Source organism: Xanthomonas citri pv. mangiferaeindicae, assembly GCA_002240395.1.
In the GTDB taxonomy this organism is placed as follows: Bacteria; Pseudomonadota; Gammaproteobacteria; order Xanthomonadales; family Xanthomonadaceae; genus Luteimonas; species Luteimonas citri_A.
In genome coordinates, this window is sequence record CP016836.1 from 435,305 (window position 1) to 452,952 (window position 17,648).

Sequence of the window (17,648 nt, forward strand, 5' to 3'; positions counted from 1 at the left end):
GCCCGACCCGGACCCCGGCTTTGCCGGCGTCCGCCATCGCCACGACGTCCGACGTCCCAGCCACCGTGTTTCCCTTCTTCCGGCTGCACGTTCCGCCGGTTCTTTCAGCGCTCCAGGAGTCCGTCATGACAACCTCGCCTTCCCGCCGCCTGCGGCTGGCCGCCCTCGCCCTTGCACTTTCGGCCGTGACCGGCCTCGCCGGCGCCCAGGTGTTCAGCCAGCCCGATACCGACTTCAAGGGCAACGTCCGCGCCGCCAGCCAGGTCGTGCTGCCGGGCAGCGAGGTCGAGCTCAACGGCAGCGGCTTCAAGCCCGGCCAGCAGGTCACGCTGCAGCGCGGCGAGACCGTCCTCAACGCGCAGCCGTTCGTCGCCGACGCCCAGGGCGCCTTCAAGGGCCGGGTCGCGATTCCAGCCGATGCCGCCGTCGGCGTGCACCCGGTAGTCGTGCGCACCAGCGGCCCGGACGCGGCCTCGATCCTCGAGCTGAAGGTCTCGCAGCAGTTGCCGGTGTCGGGTGAAGCGCGCTTCGACGTGCGCAGCGCCAAGCTCGCGCCGGGCCTGTACCAGGTGGCCTACAGCGCGAAGAACGACGCCCTGTTCGTGACCAGCGCAGTCGGCCGCCCGCCGGTCACGGTGTCGGCGCTGCAGAAGGTCGACCCGCAGTCGCTGCAAGTCGTGGCGAGCGCCACGCCCGGCGCGGCACCGGCCGGCGGCGTCTTCGCCGTGTACGGCGTCGGCGTCGACGATGCCAACGGCAACGTCTGGGTCACCAACACCCGCCAGGACACGGTCGCCGTCTACCGCCAGTCCGACCTGTCGCTGGTCAAGCAGTTCCCGGTCGGCGCCGTACCGCACGCGCGCGACGTCGTCGTCGACACGCAGCGTGGCCGCGTCTACGCCACGGCATCGGGCGAGAACTTCATCTCGGTGTTCGACGCCAAGCGCCTGACCCAGCTCGACAACATCGTCATCGAGTCCGGCGTGCGCGGCGAATCCTTCGCGCCGACCAGCCTCGATCTGGACATCGCGACCGGCAAGCTCTACACCGCGAGCATGTCCACGCCGGAAGCTGCGGTCATCGATACCGCCAACAACACCGTGGACAAGGTGGTCCCGCTGGTCAATGCCCGCAGCGCGATCGGCGTGGCCTGGAATCCGGTCGGCCAGCGCCTGCTGGTGGTGTCGCAGGGCAGCGACAACCTGCTCATCGTCGACCCGCAGACCGGCACGATCGACCATGACGTCTACGTCGGCGCCGGCGCGTTGAACGTGTCCTACGAGCCGAGCCAGCGCCTGGCCTACGTCGTCAATCGCGGCGCCGACACGATCACCGTGGTCGACGACAACGGCCAGGTCGTGGCGAACTTCGACGGCGGCAGCTTCCCCAACCACGTCAGCAAGGGCGCCGACGGCGTCGTCTACTCGGTGAACAAGGCGCGCGGCGCCGAAGACCCCAAGGGCGACCACATCCGCCGGATCGCGCCCAAGGCTCGCTGATCGCGCCGGCGGCGTGCCGAGACCGGTGCCCGCGCCACTTCGGTGGCGTGGGCAGCGCACGCGGCGCGCGGCCGCCCGATGGGCGATACCGGCTAAAATCCATATCCGCAGCGGCCGGCCCCGTCCGGCCGCTGCGTCTTCAACCGATTCGACAAGGTGACAGCCCGATGGTCCAGCGCGTCACGATCCGCCATGCGGCCCTGCTCGCCGCCAGTCTGGCCTGTGCCCTCGCAGGCTGCGCCCGCAACGGCGACGACGGCGCCGCCTCCCCGCAGGCCGCCACCGACGTCGCGGACACGGCACTGCCCGACGGCTGGCGCCGCGTCGCCGGCACCGACATTCCGCAGGTGCCGCGTTCGACCCAGGACCTGCCGGCGACCGTTCGCTCCGACGACGGCGTCGAGGTCACCATCACCGACACCAGCCGCACGATCGTCGGCAACGACGACATCGTCATGGTCATGGACGCGCTCGGCCTGTCGGACCAGGTGTTCGCCGCGCCGGTCAACAGCGTCACCGAAACCGGGCGCAAGGCGCCGCACCATTTCCTGTTCAACCGCACCACCGGCATCGAGGGCGTGCTGAGCCTCGACGGCACCTTGTTCGTCGGCAACAGCCTGCGCCGGCACGGCAAGCTCGCCCAGCCGCTGCGCGATGCCGGCCACGCGATGATCATCGTCGACGAACTGCAGCCGGCGCCGGACAAGGTCCGCAAGATCGCCGCCGCATTCGGCCATGCCGATGAGGGCGAACACCTGGCCGCGCGCGTGCAGGCCCAGCTCGACGAGGCCGCCGGCATCGCCGCGCGCCACACCCGCCGCCCGCGGGTGATCCATGTCTCGGCCACCGGCGGCGGGGGCGCGCCCACTGTCGGTGGCGCCGACACGGCGGCGGCCGAAGTCATCCGCCTGGCCGGCGGCATCAACGTCGGCGATGAGGCCCGCGTGGCCAACTACTCGCAGCTGAGCAACGAAGGCATCATCGCCGCCGACCCGGACGTGATCCTGGTCAGCGAGGACGACCTGCGCGTGTTCGGCGGACCCGACGGCCTGTGGAAGGCCTACCCGACCCTGCGGCAGACGCCGGCGGGCATCGCCAACCGCGTCTGGGTGATGCCCGACCTGCAGCTCAAGGCGACCAGCGTCGCCAGCGGCACCGGCGCGCTGGCGTTGGCGACCGCGCTGGCCGAACTGGCCGCCGAGCTCGACGCCCAGCCCGGCGCATGAGTGCCGAGGGCCGCGCGACGCCGCGGCGCACCGGCCAGGTCAGGCGGCCGCCCGGCGGCCTGTTGTTCGTCGGCATGCTCGCGCTGCTGGCGCTGGTGATCGTGCTGTCGTTCGGTGTCGGCCCGCTGCGGATCCCGCCGGGCGATGTGATGCACGTGATCGCCCACCAGTTGGGCCTGGCCGATGCCGGCACATTGACCCAACGCGACATCTCGGTGGTCTGGAACCTGCGCGTGCCGCGCGCGCTGCTGGCAGTCATTGTCGGCGCCTCGCTGGCCATGGCCGGTGCGGGCCTGCAGGGCCTGTTCGGCAACCCGCTGGCCGACCCGGGCATCGTGGGCGTGACCCACGGCGCGGCGCTCGGCGCAGTGGCGGCAATCGTGCTCGGCGCCACCGTGTTCGGCGCCTGGACGATTCCGGTCGCCGCATTCGTCGGCGGCGCGGCGACGACCACGTTGATCTATCTGCTCGCCCGCCCCGATCGCGGCGGCGGCACCGCGACGTTGCTGCTGGTGGGCATCGCGATCGCCGCGGGCTGCTCGGCGGCGATCGGGTTCTTCACCTATATCGCGCGCAGCGACGAACTGCAGTCGCTGGTGTTCTGGCAGATGGGTTCGCTGGCGATGGCCGACTGGGGCGACCTGCTGGCCGCGGTGCCGGCGTTTGCGATCGGCGCGATCGCACTGACGCGCCTGGCGACGCCGCTGGACATGCTCGCGCTGGGCGAACGCCAGGCCCAGCACATCGGCCTGGACGTGCGTCGCACGCGCGCACTGCTGGTCGCGGTCTGCGCGCTGCTGGTCGGCTCGGCGGTCGCATTCGCCGGCGTGGTCGGCTTCGTCGGTCTGGTCGTGCCGCATTTCGTGCGCCTGCTCGCCGGCCCCGGCCATCGCTGGTTGCTGCCGTTGTCGGGCGCGACCGGCGGCCTGCTGGTGGTGCTGGCCGATACCGCCGCACGCAGCCTCGATCCGCCGTCGGAAATCCCGCTAGGCCTGTTCTCCGCCGCGCTCGGCGCGCCGTTCTTCCTGTGGCTGGTACTGCGCGGCCGCAAGCGGGGCGGCGCGTGAGCACGGTCGATGCCGTCCAGGACGTGTTGGCGATCGAGCGCGCGAGCGTGCGCATCGACGGCCGCGCGATCCTCGACGACGTCGATCTGCGCTTCGCGCGCGGCACGCTGACCGCGCTCGTCGGCCCCAATGGCGCCGGCAAGTCGACCCTGCTGGCCGTGGCCTCCGGCGACCTGGTTCCGGCAACGGGCCACGTCCGGTTCGCGGGCGCACCGCTGCGCGACTGGAAGGCACGCGCGCTGGCGCGCGAGCGCAGCGTGCTGCCGCAGGACCACGCGGTGCGCTTCGCCTTCAGCGTGCGCGAGGTCGTCGCGATGGGCCGTCTGCCGCACCCGCCGGCCCCGGCGCAGGACACCCGCATCGCCGAGGCGGCGATGGCGACGGCCGATATCGTCCACCTCGCCGGCCGTGACGTGCAGACACTCTCGGGCGGCGAAGCCTCGCGTACCGCATTCGCGCGCGTCCTCGCGCAGACCACGCCGGTGGTGTTCCTGGACGAGCCCACCGCCGCACTCGACCTGCAGCATCAGGAGGCGGTGCTACGGACCGCCCGTCAGTTGGCCGACGACGGCGCCTGCGTGATCGTCGTGCTGCACGACCTCAACCTCGCCGCCGGTCATGCCGACCGCATCGTCATGCTGCAGCACGGCCGCGTCGCCGCCGATGGCAGCCCGCGCGAGGTGCTGACCCGCGAGACCATCGAGCGGGTGTACCGGCAGCCGGTGCTGGTGCTCGAGCACCCGACCCGCGGCGTGCCGCTGGTGGTCAGCGACGATCCCAGATGAGCCGCGGCCTCGGGTCCTGGAAACGCACGTTGGCGGCCGCCGCGATCGCGCCGGTGTGGACAGCCGCTTTCGCGATCGCCTACGTCCGGGTGTCCTTTCCGATCACCGACGCGATCCTTTCCGAGCTCAGCCGCGGCCAGCGGCTGGCGCTCGGCGCCGCCATTGGACTTTCGCTCGGCTACGTCGCGATGTTGTTGATCGGGCTACCGGTCCACGCGGCGCTGCGCAGGCTCGAGCGCAGCACGCTGTCGTCCTACGTGGTGGCGTGGTCCGTCATGGCGCTGGTGCTGTGGGCAGTCATCCACATCGCCGGCTTCCTCGGCTACGGCTGGGACTACGCGATCGCCTACCTGTTCCAGACCCTCGTCGAGCGACCGGTGGTGCCGCTGTCGCTCGGCCTGTGCTGGGTGCTGGTGGCCGCCAGTTTCTGGGCGGTGGCGCGGCCCGACCGCAGCGCGCGGGCGCCGTCGTCGCGTGACTGACGGCGTGCGGCGCGCCGGACGCGCCGCCTCATCGCCCTAAGTACCCGAGAGCGCGGAGATCACACGGCGGTGGGAGCGCCCAGCCGCGCGACGACCGGCGCGACTTGCGATTGCCGGCCCAGCGCCTCGCCCAGGGTCGTCAGGCGCTGGGCCAGCGTCTGCGTATCGTCGGCGCGGACGGTCGCATGGCCGACCTTGCGGCCCTCGCGCGGCTGCTTGCCGTAGTCGTGCCAGTGCACGCCGGGCACGGCCAGCGCGGCGGCGGCGTCGGGCATCGCACCGAGCCAGTTGAGCATGCACGACACGCCACGCGGCGCGGTCTCGCCCAGCGGCAGGCCGAGCACGGCGCGCAGGTGGTTCTCGAACTGCGAGGTCTCGGCGCCTTCGATCGTCCAGTGCCCGGAGTTGTGCACACGCGGCGCGAGCTCGTTGGCGAGCAGCTCGTCGCCGCGGCAGAACAGTTCCAGCGCGAACACGCCGACGTAGTCCAGCCGCTCGGCGATCGCGCGCGCATGCGCGGTCGCGGTGCGCACCGTCTCCGCATCGGCAACCGCCGGCGCCAGGCTGGTCGACAGCACGCCATCGACGTGGCGGTTCTCGGTCAGCGGCCAGGTGCGGAACGTGCCGTCGCGCCCGCGTACCGCGACCACGCTGAGCTCGCGCTCGAACGCGACGAAGCCCTCGAGAATCAGGCCGGTCGCCTGCGCCTGCGCGCCGAGCGCGTCCCAGGCGGCGTCGATGTCGGCCGTCTCGCGGATCCGGAACTGGCCCTTGCCGTCGTAGCCCAACCGCCGCGTCTTGAGGATGCAGGGCATGCCCAGGCGCGCGACCGCGGCGTCGAGATCGGCGCGGGTGACGATATCGGCGAAATCCGGCACTGGGATGCCGAGCTCGCGAAACAGCGTCTTCTCGGCCAACCGGTCCTGGCTCAGCGCCAGCGCATCGGGATTGGGAAACACCGGCACGTCGGCGGCGAGCCGGCGCGCGCCGTCGGCGGGCACGTTCTCGAAATCGAACGTCGCCACGTCCACCCGCGCGGCCAGATCGGCCAATGCTGCCGGATCGGCGTAGTCGCCCAGCAGCAGCGGTGCACATTGGCCAGCGCAGGCGTCGGCGGCGCCGTCGAGCACGAGGAAATTCAGTCCCAACGGATGACCCGCCAAGGCCAGCATGCGCGCCAACTGGCCGCCGCCCAGAATCCCGACCGTCGTCATGCCTGCGCGTGCTCCGTTGCTGCGACCGCGCTCATCGACGCGGATCGTCATTGGCGGCGACCTCTTCGGTCTGCCGCTGCCGGAAGGCGTCCAACGCGTGCGCGACCGCCGCGTCGTCGGCGGCCAGCATCGCCGCGGCGAACAGCGCGGCGTTGGCCGCGCCGGCATTGCCGATCGCGAACGTCGCGACCGGGACCCCGGCCGGCATCTGCACGATCGACAGCAATGAATCGAGCCCGTTGAAGGCCTTGGACTGCACCGGAACCCCGAGCACCGGCACCGCGGTCTTGGCGGCCAGCATGCCCGGCAGGTGCGCAGCGCCGCCGGCGCCGGCAATGATCGCGCGCAGGCCGCGCGTGCGCGCCGACGCCGCGTAGTCGAACAGCACATCCGGCGTGCGATGCGCGGAGACGACGCGGACCTCGTGCGGCACGCCGAGCTGCTCGAGTTTCTGCGCGGCGTGCTGCATCGTCTCCCAGTCCGAGCGCGAGCCCATCACGATGCCCACGACCGGCGCTCTGCCGGTCGCGGCCCGGTCGCCTGACGCGGCGCTGGCGGACGTGCTGCTGTGGTCGTTGGCTGACATTGCGCGGGCTCCGGCCTCAAACCGGCATTTTAGAGGTTCTTGTCCATATGCGGGAATGGCGCACCATCTCGGATGGACAGCCGCCCGCAAGGCGCGCAAACCGGGGTCAGAGTGCAATTTCGCAAAGCGAAATCGCACTCTGACCCCGATGCCCGCCCACAGGCACAGTGCGTGGTGCTCCGGCGTCGGCGATGCGAGGTGGTACGCTTCCGCGATTCCTGTGAACGCCCGGACCCCGCCCCATGGACCGCAAGTTGCTCGACATCCTCGTCTGCCCCGCCAGCCGCCAGCCGCTGTCGCTGCTCGACCGCCCTGGCCTGGATGCGCTCAATGCCGCGATCGCCGCCGGCGCGTTGCAGCGCGAGGACGGCACGGCGCAGAACGAGCCGCTGCGCGAGGCGCTGATCACCCACGACCGCAAGCGCGTCTACCGCGTGGACGACGGCATTCCGGTGCTGCTGGTCGAGGACGGCATCGCAACCGGACAGGTCGCCGACTTTCCGAAGGATGGCGCGCGCGCCTGATGATCGGGGCGCCAGCGGCGTGATCGGGCGCCCGGCCACCCCTGGCCCGGCCGCACCGAACACCCCGCGCCACGACCGGCCCGCCATCGGACGACACGCATGACCCAACGCCCAGCCCCGCCTCGCCTCGCCCCGCCAGACCCGGACGCAGTCGCCGCCAACGTCGCGGCGGCGCTGGCCGAGGATCTGGGCACGGGCGATGTGACCGCGGCCCTGCTGCCCGACCGCGCGGCCACCGCCAACTTGCTGTGCAAGCAGGACGCGGTGATCTGCGGCCGGCCGTGGTTCGACGCCTGCCATCGCGCGCTCGACCCGGACGTGCGGATCGACTGGCACGTCGCCGAGGGCGACCGCGTCACCGCCGGCACCGTGCTCGCCACACTCGCCGGACGCAGCCGCGCACTGGTCTCCGCCGAGCGCACTTCGCTGAACTTCCTGCAGACCTTGAGTGCGACGGCCACCGCCACCGCGCAGCATGTCGCCGCGCTGGCCGGCACCGGCACGCGCCTGCTCGACACCCGCAAGACGCTGCCGGGCCTGCGCCTGGCGCAGAAGTACGCGGTGCGCACGGGCGGCGGCGACAACCACCGCCTCGGGCTCTACGACACGGTGATGCTCAAGGAGAACCACATCCGCGCTGCCGGCGGCATCGCCGCCGCGATCGCCGATGCCCAGACCCGGGCCCCCGGCCTGCCGCTGGTGGTCGAGGTGGAAACGCTTGACGAACTGCGCGAGGCGCTCGCCGCCGGCTGCACGCGCATCCTGATCGACGACTTCGACGCGGCGATGCGGCGCGAGGCCGTCGCCATCGCGCACGCCGCGCCATTCGAGGGCCGCATCCCGCTGGAGGTATCGGGCAGCGTCGACCTCGAGGCCCTGCGCTCGATCGCCGCCGACGGCGTCGACTATGTCTCGATCGGTGCCCTGACCAAGCATGTGCAGGCGATCGATCTGTCGCTCAAGCTACGGGACGTCTGACCGCAGCAGGTCCGACCTGTCCAGGCCGGGTGCCCCGAACGCAGCCCCGACCCGTTTGCGTGGCGCATGTGCCCGCACGTGACTTGCATGCGCCACCGCGCGCCGCCACATTGCGTCCATGCCCGATTTCCCGACGATGATCTTCGCGATGCTGGCCGCATTCGCCGCGTTCTTATGGTGGAGCGCAGCACGGGGCGCTGCCGAGCGCGCCGGCCAGCTCGGCCGGCAGGCCTGCGAGCGCGCCGGCGTGCAATGGCTCGACCAGAGCGTGCACGCCTATGCGATGCGCCTGCGCCGCGACGACAGTGGGCGCCTGCGCGTGGAGCGCAGTTTCCGCTTCGAGTATTCCGAGGACGGCATCGAGCGCCATGTCGGCCAACTGGTGCTGCGCGGCGAGCGACTGGTCGCGTTCAGTGGACCGACGCGCCGCGACGCCGCGGCGCTGGACTGACCCCGGCAGCGCCTGACGCACAACCGGCGCCAGACGTACTCACGTGTTACTTGATGACCCGCAGATGCCCGCGTCGCGGCTCGGGGGGGTGTCGTCGTCGGGCGGGCCATCGGTGTCGCCGTCGCGATCGGGCGCGCCACCGTCCACCGACGCGAAGGTCGGCCGCGTAGGCGCCGTTGCGGGTGCATCCTCGACCTGCGCCTCGTCTGAGTCCTGCGCATCGCCGGACGCGACGATGTCCTCGGGCAGCGCCATGCCCTGCCCGGTCTCGCGGGCGTAGACCGCCAGCACCGCGGCGATCGGCACCACGACCGACTGGCTGACGCCGCCAAAGCGCGCGGAAAAACGCACGCTGTCGTTGTCCATCTCCAGCCGCGCCACCGCCCGGTCGGCGATGTTGAGCACGACGCGCCCGTCCTGCACAGCATGCGCCGGCACGCGCACGCCGGCACGGCGCGCATCGACCAGGATGTGGGGGGTCATGCCGTTGTCGGCGATCCACTCGTACAGCGCACGCAGCAGGTACGGGCGGTGGCTGGTCATCGCAGGCGCTTGGTCCGTCATGCGCAACAGTCTAACGGCTCGTGACGGCAGCGGGCAGCGATGCGGCGCCGGCACGCGGCCGGTGTCGCAGCGCACTCACTCGGGCAGCGGGCGCAGCGCGCGTTCCTGCGGGGTCAGGCTGCGGACGAAACCGGGGCTGCGGAAGATACGGTTGCCGTAGTCCTCGATCGCCTTGACGCCATCCTTGGGCAGCGGGATTTCCAGCGCCTGCAGACGCCAGACGATCGGCGCCATCGCGCAGTCGGCCAGGCTCATTTCGGGATTGAGGAAGAACTTGCTGGCCTTGAACAGCGGCACCGAGGCGGTCAGCAGTTCCTTGAGCCGCTTGCGGCCGGCTTCGGCCTGGGCCTTGTTGCCCATCTGGATGGCCTGCACCTGCGGCACCCAGTCGTGCTCGATGCGCAGCATGGCCAGGCGCAGCCGCGCGCGCGACAGCGGATCGACCGGCATCAGCGGCGGATGCGGGTAGCGCTCGTCGAGGTACTCGCTGACCACGCTGGCCGCGTAGAGCACCAGCTCGCGCTCGACCAGGGTCGGCACCGAGTGGTAGGGATTGAGGTCGATCAGGTCCTCGGACGGGTTGCGCGGGTCGACCACGACCATGTCGTAGGTGACGCCCTTGGCCGCGAGCACCAGCCGCGCCCGATGGCACAGCACATCATCGACCGAGGAAAACAGTGTCAACACGTTTCGCATGGATGCACCCGTGGCCTTTCTCGGCCTGTCCGTAAGACTGGCTCCGCCAGCCCTCGCGATGCCGCCTGCACCTCGCAGACGATTGTCGCGGTGCCCGAGTCTCGCATTTCCCTGAGCCGCCCGGCAATGGCACCGGGCCGATGCCGGGCCGGGTGGGACGCACCCGGCCCGCAAGGCGTCAGTGGACGTCGCGCCAGTATTCCTTCTTCAGCAACCAGGCCATGAAGGTCAGCAGCACCAGGAACAGCAGCACCCAGACGCCCATCTGCTGGCGCTTGAGGGCCGCCGGCTCGCCGACATACTCCAGGAACGCGGTGATGTCGCGGACCGTCTGGTCGAACTGCTGCGCGTCCTGGGTGCCCGGGGTGGCGATCTCCAGGTGTTCGACCACCGGGTCGGCGCCTTCGGCCGCCTCGCCGTAGATCGGGCGCTGCAGGCCCTGCATCTCCCACAGCGGGTTGGGCATCGACGCGTTGGGGAACAGCGCGTTGTTCCAGCCCAGCGGGCGGGTCTCGTCGAGATAGAACGACTTGAGGTAGGTAAAGATCCAGTCGGCGCCGCGCACGCGGGCAATCAGGCTCAGATCCGGCGGGGTCTGGCCGAACCACTTGGCCGCGTGCTCGGCCGGCATCGACGACATGATGTGCTCGCCGAACGCCGCGCCGGTGAGGTTGAGGTTGTTCATCACCTCGTCCTCGGTCAGCCCCAGGTCCTGGGCCATGCGCGAGTAGCGCATGAACTTGAGCGAGTGGCAGCCCGCGCAGTAGTTCATGTAGGCCTGTGCGCCGCGTTGCAGCGAGGCGCGGTCGCCCAGATCCGTGCCGGCATGCTGGACCGGGCCGCCGGCCGCGGCCAGCGCGCCGAACGACAGCAGCAGGCCGGCCGCCGCGACGGCGATGCGGGCAATGAGTCGGTTAGTCATGCATCGTCACCCGATCGGGCACGGCCTTGGTCCTGTCGAGCTTGGTCCACAGGGGCATCGTGATGAAGAAAGCGAAGTAGAGGAAGGTCAGCACGCGACCGACGATGGTCTCGACCGGATCGGTACCCGGGCCGGCACCGATCTTGCCCAGCCAGACGAAGCACACGGCCAACAGCAGCAGCATGATCTTGGTCAGCGGACCACGGTAACGGTGCGACTTGACCTTGCACCGGTCCAGCCACGGGATCAGGAACAGCACCGCGATCGCGGAGAACATCACGATCACACCACTGAGCTTGTGCGGCACCACGCGCAACATCGCGTAATAAGGTGTGTAGTACCACACCGGCTTGATGTGCTCGGGCGTGACCAGGTGATTGGCCGCGGTGAAGTTGTCGTGCTCGAGGAACCAGCCGCCGAACGCCGGGGCGAAGAAGATGATGAACGCCGCGATGATCAGGAAGAAGCAGACGTAGAAGCCGTCCTTGACCGAGTAGTACGGGTGGAACGGGATGCCGTCGGCCGGTGCGGACTTCGACCAGCGGTTGCCCTTGGGGCCCTTCTTGATCTCGACACCGTCGGGGTTGTTGGACCCCACCTCGTGCAGCGCGCCCAGGTGCAGGACGACCAGCAGCAGCAGCACCAGCGGCAATGCGATCACGTGCAGCGCGAAGAAGCGGTTGAGGGTGGCGTCGCTGGGCAGGTAGTCGCCCATGATCCATTCGGTCAGGCCGTTGCCGATGACCGGGATCGCGCCGAACAGCGAGATGATCACCTTCGCGCCCCAGAACGACATCTGGCCCCACGGCAGCACGTAGCCCAGGAACGCCTCGGCCATCAGCACCAGGTAGATCAGCATGCCCAAGATCCACACCAGCTCGCGCGGCTTCTGGTAGGAGCCGTACATCAGGCCGCGGAACATGTGGATGTAGACGACGATGAAGAACAGCGAGGCGCCGGTGCTGTGCATGTAGCGGATCAGCCAGCCCCACTCCACGTCGCGCATGATGTATTCGACCGAGGCGAAGGCTTCCGCCGCGCTCGGCTTGTAGTGCATCGTCAGGAAGATGCCGGTCAGGATCTGGTTGACCAGCACGACCAGCGACAGCACGCCGAAGATGTACCAGATGTTGAAGTTCTTCGGCGCGTAGTACTCGGTCATGTGCTTGCGGTACATCGGCATCAAAGCCGGTGCACGCTCGTTGACCCAGTTGAAGACGCCGTTGGCGCCGCGGACGAGGACGTTGGCCATCACGCGGCTCCCTTCGGATCGACGCCGATGACGAGGGTGTTGTCGTCGGCGTAGTAGTGCGGCGGCACCAGGAGGTTGGTCGGCGCGGGCACGCCGTCATAGACGCGGCCGGCCATGTCGAACTTCGACTTGTGGCAGGGGCAGAAGTAGCCGCCCTTCCAGTCGGCGTCGAACGGCGCCGGCCGGATCTCGGCGACCATCTCCGGCGAGCAGCCCAGGTGCGTGCACAGGCCGACGAGCACCGAGATGTCGGGCTTGATCGAGCGCAGTTCCGGGTTCGCCTCGCGCACATACGCCGGCTGCTGGTCGACGTTGCTGGACTCGGGGTCCTTGAGCCTGTCGTCGAGCGTGGGCAGTGCGTCGAGGATCGCCTTGGAGCGCTTGACGATCCAGATCGGCTGACCGCGCCACTCGGCGATCAGACGCTGACCTTCCTCGAGCGCGCTGATGTCGACAGTCACCGGCGCGCCGGCGAGCTGCGCACGTGCGCTGGGATTCCAGGACTTGATGAAGGGAATGGCCGTGATGCCCGCCCCCACCGCGCCCACGACCAGGGTGCTCGCGGTCAGAAACCGGCGCCGCCCCACATTGACTGGCTCATCCCCGCCGCCAGGTCCGATCACCGCTTCGTCGACCATCGGTACTCCGCAAAACTTCGGTAGCTACTGTGCGCTGGCTGCCACGGACCAACCCCGTTCCGCGGGCGGCCGCATCGATGTGTGCCAGTGTAGCTGAACCCTGAATCGAGCGACAATTGGGTCGAAATGTCGCACCTGCACCACGCTCAGCGGCTGGCGACCTGGCCGCGATAGCGCTCGGCCAGGGTCCCCACGCGCTGCACATAGCGCTGGGTCTCGCTGTAGGGCGGCACGCCCTTGTGGCGGTCGACCGCGCCCTCGCCGGCGTTGTAGCCGGCCGCGGCCAGGGTCAGGTCGCCGTCGAAGCGTCGCAGCAGCCAGGCCAGGTACGCCACGCCCCCGCGGATGTTCTGCTCCGGGTCGAAGGCATTGACCACGCCAAAGCGCCGCGCGGTCGCCGGCATGAGCTGCATCAGCCCCTGCGCGCCGGCGCGCGAGAGCGCATTGGGATTGAACGCCGACTCGGCATGCATGATCGCGCGCACGATCGCCTCCTCGACGCCGAACTCACTGGCCGCACGCGCAACCTCATCGCGATAGGCCTCGCGGTTGAGCCGGACGGTGCCGAAGTTGACCCCCGGCGCCGCGCCGCAGGCGTAGCAGGTCTCGAAGAAGCTGTAGCGGATGGTGCGCACCGAGGCGACCTGCGCACCGCCGGCCGGCCGGGTGCTGCTGTAATGGCGCACGCCGTCGCGGACATAGGAATAGACCTGGCCCTGCTGCAGCCGCCGCTGCCCGCCGCTGCGGGCCGGGGTCGCCGTGGGCGGTGTGGAGGCCGGGCTGGCCGCAGCGGCCGGCTTCGGCGTTCCGCCCATGAAGGTCGCCGGCGCGCCGCGATCCACGCCGGCAGGCGCCGTCGCAGGCGCGGCCTGGGGCTTGGAGGCGGCGGCCCGGCGCGGCGCCGCCGGCGCCGTGGCGACCGCGCGACAGCTCGCACCCGACACCCGCTTGCTGACGTACTGGGGAATGCCGTCGCCGCTGTCGCAGCGATACAGCGTGCTGCCGGAGACCGGACAGGCCGCCAGCAGACCGAGCATCGCAATGTGTCCCCATCCCCGTTTCACGCGGCGGAGTGTCGCGTCTTCGGGCGGCGTTGCCAAGTGCTTGATTGTGAACGGGCGACCCGGCCGCGCGGCGCGCCCGGTACACTCTGCGCCCCACCCGCCATCCGGCCCGGACTCAGCGCCGTCGCCCCGGACACGCCATGACCCAGCCCGCTCCCCAGGCGCCCGCCGCGCCGACCCTCGATCTTCCCGTCCTGACCGCCGACGGCGCAGCCGCGCCCGGCCCGGTGCTGCCCGCACGCGGCAAGCTCTACATCCAGACCCACGGGTGCCAGATGAACGAGTACGACTCGGCCAAGATGGCCGACGTGCTCGCTGCCGCCGAGGGCCTGGAGCTCACCGACAATGTCGAAGAAGCCGACGTCGTGCTGGTCAATACCTGCTCGATCCGCGAGAAAGCGCAGGAGAAGGTGTTCAGCCAGCTCGGCCGCTGGAAGGCCCTCAAGCAAGGGGGCAAGCCGGTGTTGATCGGCGTCGGTGGCTGCGTCGCGTCCCAGGAGGGCGAGGCGATCGTCAAGCGCGCGCCGTATGTGGACCTGGTGTTCGGCCCGCAGACGCTGCACCGCCTGCCCGAGTTGATCCGCGCCAAGCGTGCGACCGGCCAGCCGCAAGTGGACATCAGCTTTCCGGAGATCGAGAAGTTCGACCGCCTGCCCGAGCCGCGTGCCGAGGGCCCGAGCGCGTTCGTCTCGATCATGGAGGGCTGCTCGAAGTACTGCTCGTTCTGCGTGGTGCCCTACACCCGCGGCGAAGAGGTCAGCCGACCGTTCGAGGACGTGCTGGTCGAGGTCGTGCGGCTGGCCGGCCAGGGCGTGCGCGAGATCAACCTGCTGGGCCAGAACGTCAACGCCTACCGCGGGCCGATGGGCGGCGACGAGGTGGCTGACCTCGGCCTGCTGATCCGCACGATCGCGCAGATCGACGGCATCGAGCGCATCCGCTTCACGACCTCGCATCCGCTGGAGTTCTCCGACTCGCTGATCGAGGCTTACCGCGACGTGCCGCAGTTGGCCAACTACCTGCACCTGCCGGTGCAGGCCGGCAGCGATCGCATCCTCTCGGCGATGAAGCGCGGCTACACGGCGCTGGAGTTCAAGCAGAAGATCCGGAAACTTCGCGCCGTGCGCCCGGACATCTCGATCTCCTCGGACTTCATCGTCGGCTTCCCCGGCGAGACCGAGGCCGACTTCGAGAAGACGATGAAGCTGATCGAGGACGTGGGCTTCGATCAGTCGTTCTCCTTCATCTACTCGCGCCGCCCGGGAACCCCGGCTGCCGACCTCGAAGACACGGTGACCCAGGCCGAGAAGCACGCCCGGCTCACGCGCCTGCAGGCACATATCAATGCGTACGCGGCCGGCATCTCGCAGCGGATGGTCGGCAGCGTGCAGCGCGTGCTGGTCGAGGGTCCGTCACGCAAGGATCCGAACGAGTTGACCGGCAAGACCGAGAACATGCGCTCGGTGAACTTCCCCGCCCCGAAACGCCTGATCGGCCAATTCGTCGATGTCGAGATCACCGCCGCGCTCAGCAACTCACTGCGCGGCCGGGTACGCCTGGACGAGGACGTCGCGGCCGCGTAGTACGGCCTGACGCCGCCGCGTTCTCGCGCCGCGGCGACGGGTCAGTCGAGCCGCTTGCGGAACCGCGCGATCGCCAGCGCCATCGTGACCGCGGTAAACGCGCACAGCACCAGGATCGACGGCCACAGTTCCCAGATACTCGCGCCGCGCAGCATGATGCCGCGCACCAGGCGCAGGAACTGGGTCATCGGCAACGCCTCGGCGCCCCACTGCACCACCTCGGGCATGCCGGCGAACGGGAACATGAAGCCCGAGATCAGGATCGACGGCAGGAATACCAACATCGCCACCTGGATCGCCTGGAACTGCGTGCGCGCATGCGTGGAGATCAGCAGGCCCATCGCCAGGTTGGCGAAGATCAGCAGCAGCGACGCCAGGTAGACGTCGAGCAGGCTGCCGCGCAGCGGCACGTCGAAGAACCAGAACCCAAGCACCAGGATCAGCGTGGTCTGGATCAGGCCGATCGCCGCGTACGGCAGCACCTTGCCCACCATCAGCTCGCCGCGCGCCAGCGGGGTGGCGATCAGCAGCTCCATGTTGCCGCGCTCGCGTTCGCGCACGATCGCCATCGCGGTGAACATCGTCATGGTCATCGTGAGAATGATGCCGATCAGCCCAGGCACGATGCTCACCGCCGAGCGCCGCTCGGGATTGTAGAAACTCACGACCTCGATCTGCGGCGCCGCGCGCGCGGCCCGATGTCCACCGGGGTCTTCGAGCGGCAGTTGCGCGATCTGGTTCGCAGCCGCCTGCACGACAGTGTCGGTGCCGTCGACCATGACTTGCATCGCCGGACGGCCATCGAGGATGCGGCGCTCGAAATCCGGCGGGATCGTGATCCCGACGCTGATCTCGCCCCGGCGCAGCATCTCGACCAGTTGCTGCGGACTGTCGACGACCGCGACGGTGTCGACGACGCCAGTCGCCTGCAGATCCATCACCGCCGCGCGCGAGGTCGCGGTCACCGCCTGGTCGGCGATCGCCGCATCGAGCCCGCGCGGGTTGTAGTTGATCGCGTAGCCGAACAGCAACAGGTCGACGACCGGAATCATCACGATCATCACCAGACTGATCCGATCACGGCGGATCTGCCGCAGCTCCTTGATCACCACGGCCCAGAGCCGGCGCAGCGGGTTCATGCGGCGCCTTCCGCATCGTCGCGACGGGTCGCGGCGACGAACACGTCCTCGAGGTTGGGTGTCGCCGGCCGGACCTCGGCCTCGAGCCCGGCGCCGCGCAGCGCCTCGGCCAGCCCGCCGTCCCCATCCGCGCCGTCCCGTGCGAGCACACGCAGGCTGTTGCCGATCTGGGCGACGCTGAGCACGTTGGGCAGACGGGCGAGGACCTGCTGCGCCCGCCGCGGCTGCGCGGCGTGCACCTCGACACTGCGGCCTGAGAGTTCGTCCGCCAATGCGCCCGGCGCACCGTCGGCGACCAGCACGCCGCGGTCGAGGATCGCGATGCGATGGCAGCGCTCGGCCTCGTCCATGTAGTGGGTCGAGACCAGCAGCGTGGTGCCGCTGTCGGCCAGCTCGAAGAGCTTGTCCCAGAAGTCGCGACGCGACTCGGGATCGACCGCGCTGGTCGGCTCGTCGAGAAACAACAACTCCGGCCGGTGGATCACCGCGCCGGCCAGCGCCAGGCGCTGCTTCTGGCCGCCACTCATGGTGCCGGCGAGCTGCCCCTGGCGATCGGCGAAATGATAGAGCTCGACCAGTTCGTCGACCCGGGCGCGCGCCTGCGCACGCGGCAGACCGTAGACCGCCGCGAGAAACTCCAGGTTCTCGCGCACCGTCAAATCCTCGAACAGCGAGAACTTCTGGGTCATGTAACCGATGCGCAGGCGCAACGCGTCGGCCTGGTCGGGAATGCGCAGGCCGAGCACCTCGATATCGCCCTCGCTCGGGGTCAGCAGGCCGCAGAGCATGCGGATCGTGGTCGACTTGCCCGAGCCGTTCGGCCCGAGGAAGCCGTAGACGCTGGCGCGCGGCACGGTCAGATCGACATGGTCGACTGCGACCAGCTCGCCGAAGCGCTTGACCAGGCCACGGGCGTGGACCGCGGCATCGCTGGCTGCCGCGGATGGCATCGTGCCGATCGAAGGTCCGTCGCCCATC

At 69.9% G+C, this 17,648-nt stretch carries 18 protein-coding genes and 1 pseudogene; 9 read left to right on the forward strand and 10 right to left on the reverse strand.

Going from position 1 to position 17,648, the window contains the following annotated elements; genetic code table 11:
- The first annotated feature begins 125 nt into the window (after positions 1–125).
- From BEN78_01905 to BEN78_01925, 5 genes are all read left to right on the forward strand, one after another.
- Entirely contained in the window at positions 126–1,499 is a 1,374-nt protein-coding gene (locus tag BEN78_01905) for an ATP-binding protein (protein ASR42336.1), read from the forward strand.
- A 167-nt stretch (positions 1,500–1,666) separates the two neighbouring features.
- Entirely contained in the window at positions 1,667–2,725 is a 1,059-nt protein-coding gene (locus tag BEN78_01910; protein ID ASR42337.1) for a hemin ABC transporter substrate-binding protein, read from the forward strand.
- Positions 2,722–3,792, forward strand: a complete 1,071-nt coding sequence (locus tag BEN78_01915; protein ID ASR42338.1) for an ABC transporter permease — start codon at positions 2,722–2,724, stop codon at positions 3,790–3,792. Before BEN78_01910 ends, BEN78_01915 begins: the two co-directional genes overlap by 4 nt.
- A gap of 23 nt (positions 3,793–3,815) precedes the next feature.
- A complete protein-coding gene (locus BEN78_01920; protein ASR44842.1) occupies positions 3,816–4,577 on the forward strand; it encodes a heme ABC transporter ATP-binding protein in 762 nt (253 codons plus the stop codon).
- Positions 4,574–5,059, forward strand: a complete 486-nt coding sequence (locus tag BEN78_01925; protein ID ASR42339.1) for a hypothetical protein — start codon at positions 4,574–4,576, stop codon at positions 5,057–5,059. The genes BEN78_01920 and BEN78_01925 overlap by 4 nt, the downstream gene beginning before the upstream one ends.
- Positions 5,060–5,118: 59 nt before the next feature.
- Here BEN78_01925 and BEN78_01930 read toward each other — a convergent pair whose 3' ends face one another.
- Both BEN78_01930 and BEN78_01935 read right to left on the reverse strand, forming a co-directional pair.
- Positions 5,119–6,273 (reverse strand): 5-(carboxyamino)imidazole ribonucleotide synthase, encoded by a 1,155-nt coding sequence (locus tag BEN78_01930; protein ASR44843.1) that lies wholly within the window; start codon positions 6,271–6,273, stop codon positions 5,119–5,121.
- A 31-nt stretch (positions 6,274–6,304) separates the two neighbouring features.
- Positions 6,305–6,769, reverse strand: a complete 465-nt coding sequence (locus tag BEN78_01935) for a 5-(carboxyamino)imidazole ribonucleotide mutase (GenBank protein ASR44844.1) — start codon at positions 6,767–6,769, stop codon at positions 6,305–6,307.
- Positions 6,770–7,101: 332 nt separating this feature from the next.
- On the opposite strand from BEN78_01935, the gene BEN78_01940 reads away from it, so the two are divergent.
- The 3 genes from BEN78_01940 (at position 7,102) to BEN78_01950 (ending at position 8,812) form a co-directional block, all read left to right on the forward strand.
- Complete coding sequence (locus BEN78_01940; protein ID ASR42340.1) at positions 7,102–7,383, forward strand: hypothetical protein; 282 nt, start codon at positions 7,102–7,104, stop codon at positions 7,381–7,383.
- A gap of 99 nt (positions 7,384–7,482) precedes the next feature.
- Complete coding sequence (locus tag BEN78_01945; GenBank protein ASR42341.1) at positions 7,483–8,361, forward strand: nicotinate-nucleotide diphosphorylase (carboxylating); 879 nt, start codon at positions 7,483–7,485, stop codon at positions 8,359–8,361.
- Positions 8,362–8,479: 118 nt separating this feature from the next.
- On the forward strand, positions 8,480–8,812 hold the full coding sequence (locus BEN78_01950) for a hypothetical protein (protein ID ASR42342.1): 333 nt from the start codon (positions 8,480–8,482) through the stop codon (positions 8,810–8,812).
- 234 nt (positions 8,813–9,046) lie between these two features.
- Here the strand turns inward: BEN78_01950 and BEN78_01955 are convergent.
- The 6 genes and pseudogenes from BEN78_01955 to BEN78_01980 all read right to left on the reverse strand — a co-directional run bounded on the left by BEN78_01955 (position 9,047) and on the right by BEN78_01980 (position 13,921).
- Positions 9,047–9,376: pseudogene (locus tag BEN78_01955) on the reverse strand (ClpXP protease specificity-enhancing factor).
- 75 nt (positions 9,377–9,451) lie between these two features.
- The gene (locus BEN78_01960; protein ASR42343.1) at positions 9,452–10,072 is read right to left on the reverse strand and encodes a stringent starvation protein A; all 621 of its coding nucleotides are present in this window, start codon (positions 10,070–10,072) and stop codon (positions 9,452–9,454) included.
- A gap of 178 nt (positions 10,073–10,250) precedes the next feature.
- On the reverse strand, positions 10,251–10,994 hold the full coding sequence (locus tag BEN78_01965) for a ubiquinol cytochrome C oxidoreductase (protein ASR42344.1): 744 nt from the start codon (positions 10,992–10,994) through the stop codon (positions 10,251–10,253).
- Positions 10,987–12,246: a cytochrome B gene (locus tag BEN78_01970; protein ID ASR42345.1), complete on the reverse strand. Its 1,260-nt coding sequence runs from the start codon at positions 12,244–12,246 to the stop codon at positions 10,987–10,989. The genes BEN78_01965 and BEN78_01970 overlap by 8 nt, the downstream gene beginning before the upstream one ends.
- A complete protein-coding gene (locus BEN78_01975) occupies positions 12,246–12,884 on the reverse strand; it encodes a ubiquinol-cytochrome c reductase iron-sulfur subunit (GenBank protein ASR42346.1) in 639 nt (212 codons plus the stop codon). The genes BEN78_01970 and BEN78_01975 overlap by 1 nt, the downstream gene beginning before the upstream one ends.
- Before the next feature lie 146 nt (positions 12,885–13,030).
- Complete coding sequence (locus BEN78_01980; protein ID ASR42347.1) at positions 13,031–13,921, reverse strand: transglycosylase; 891 nt, start codon at positions 13,919–13,921, stop codon at positions 13,031–13,033.
- A gap of 221 nt (positions 13,922–14,142) precedes the next feature.
- Between BEN78_01980 and BEN78_01985 the strand changes: the two genes are divergently transcribed.
- Complete coding sequence (locus BEN78_01985) at positions 14,143–15,531, forward strand: tRNA (N6-isopentenyl adenosine(37)-C2)-methylthiotransferase MiaB (protein ASR44845.1); 1,389 nt, start codon at positions 14,143–14,145, stop codon at positions 15,529–15,531.
- A gap of 41 nt (positions 15,532–15,572) precedes the next feature.
- On the opposite strand, the gene BEN78_01990 is transcribed toward BEN78_01985, so the two are convergent.
- Positions 15,573–16,670, reverse strand: a complete 1,098-nt coding sequence (locus BEN78_01990) for an ABC transporter (GenBank protein ASR42348.1) — start codon at positions 16,668–16,670, stop codon at positions 15,573–15,575.
- Positions 16,667–17,620: an ABC transporter ATP-binding protein gene (locus BEN78_01995; protein ID ASR44846.1), complete on the reverse strand. Its 954-nt coding sequence runs from the start codon at positions 17,618–17,620 to the stop codon at positions 16,667–16,669. Before BEN78_01995 ends, BEN78_01990 begins: the two co-directional genes overlap by 4 nt.
- Positions 17,621–17,648 lie beyond the last annotated feature (28 nt).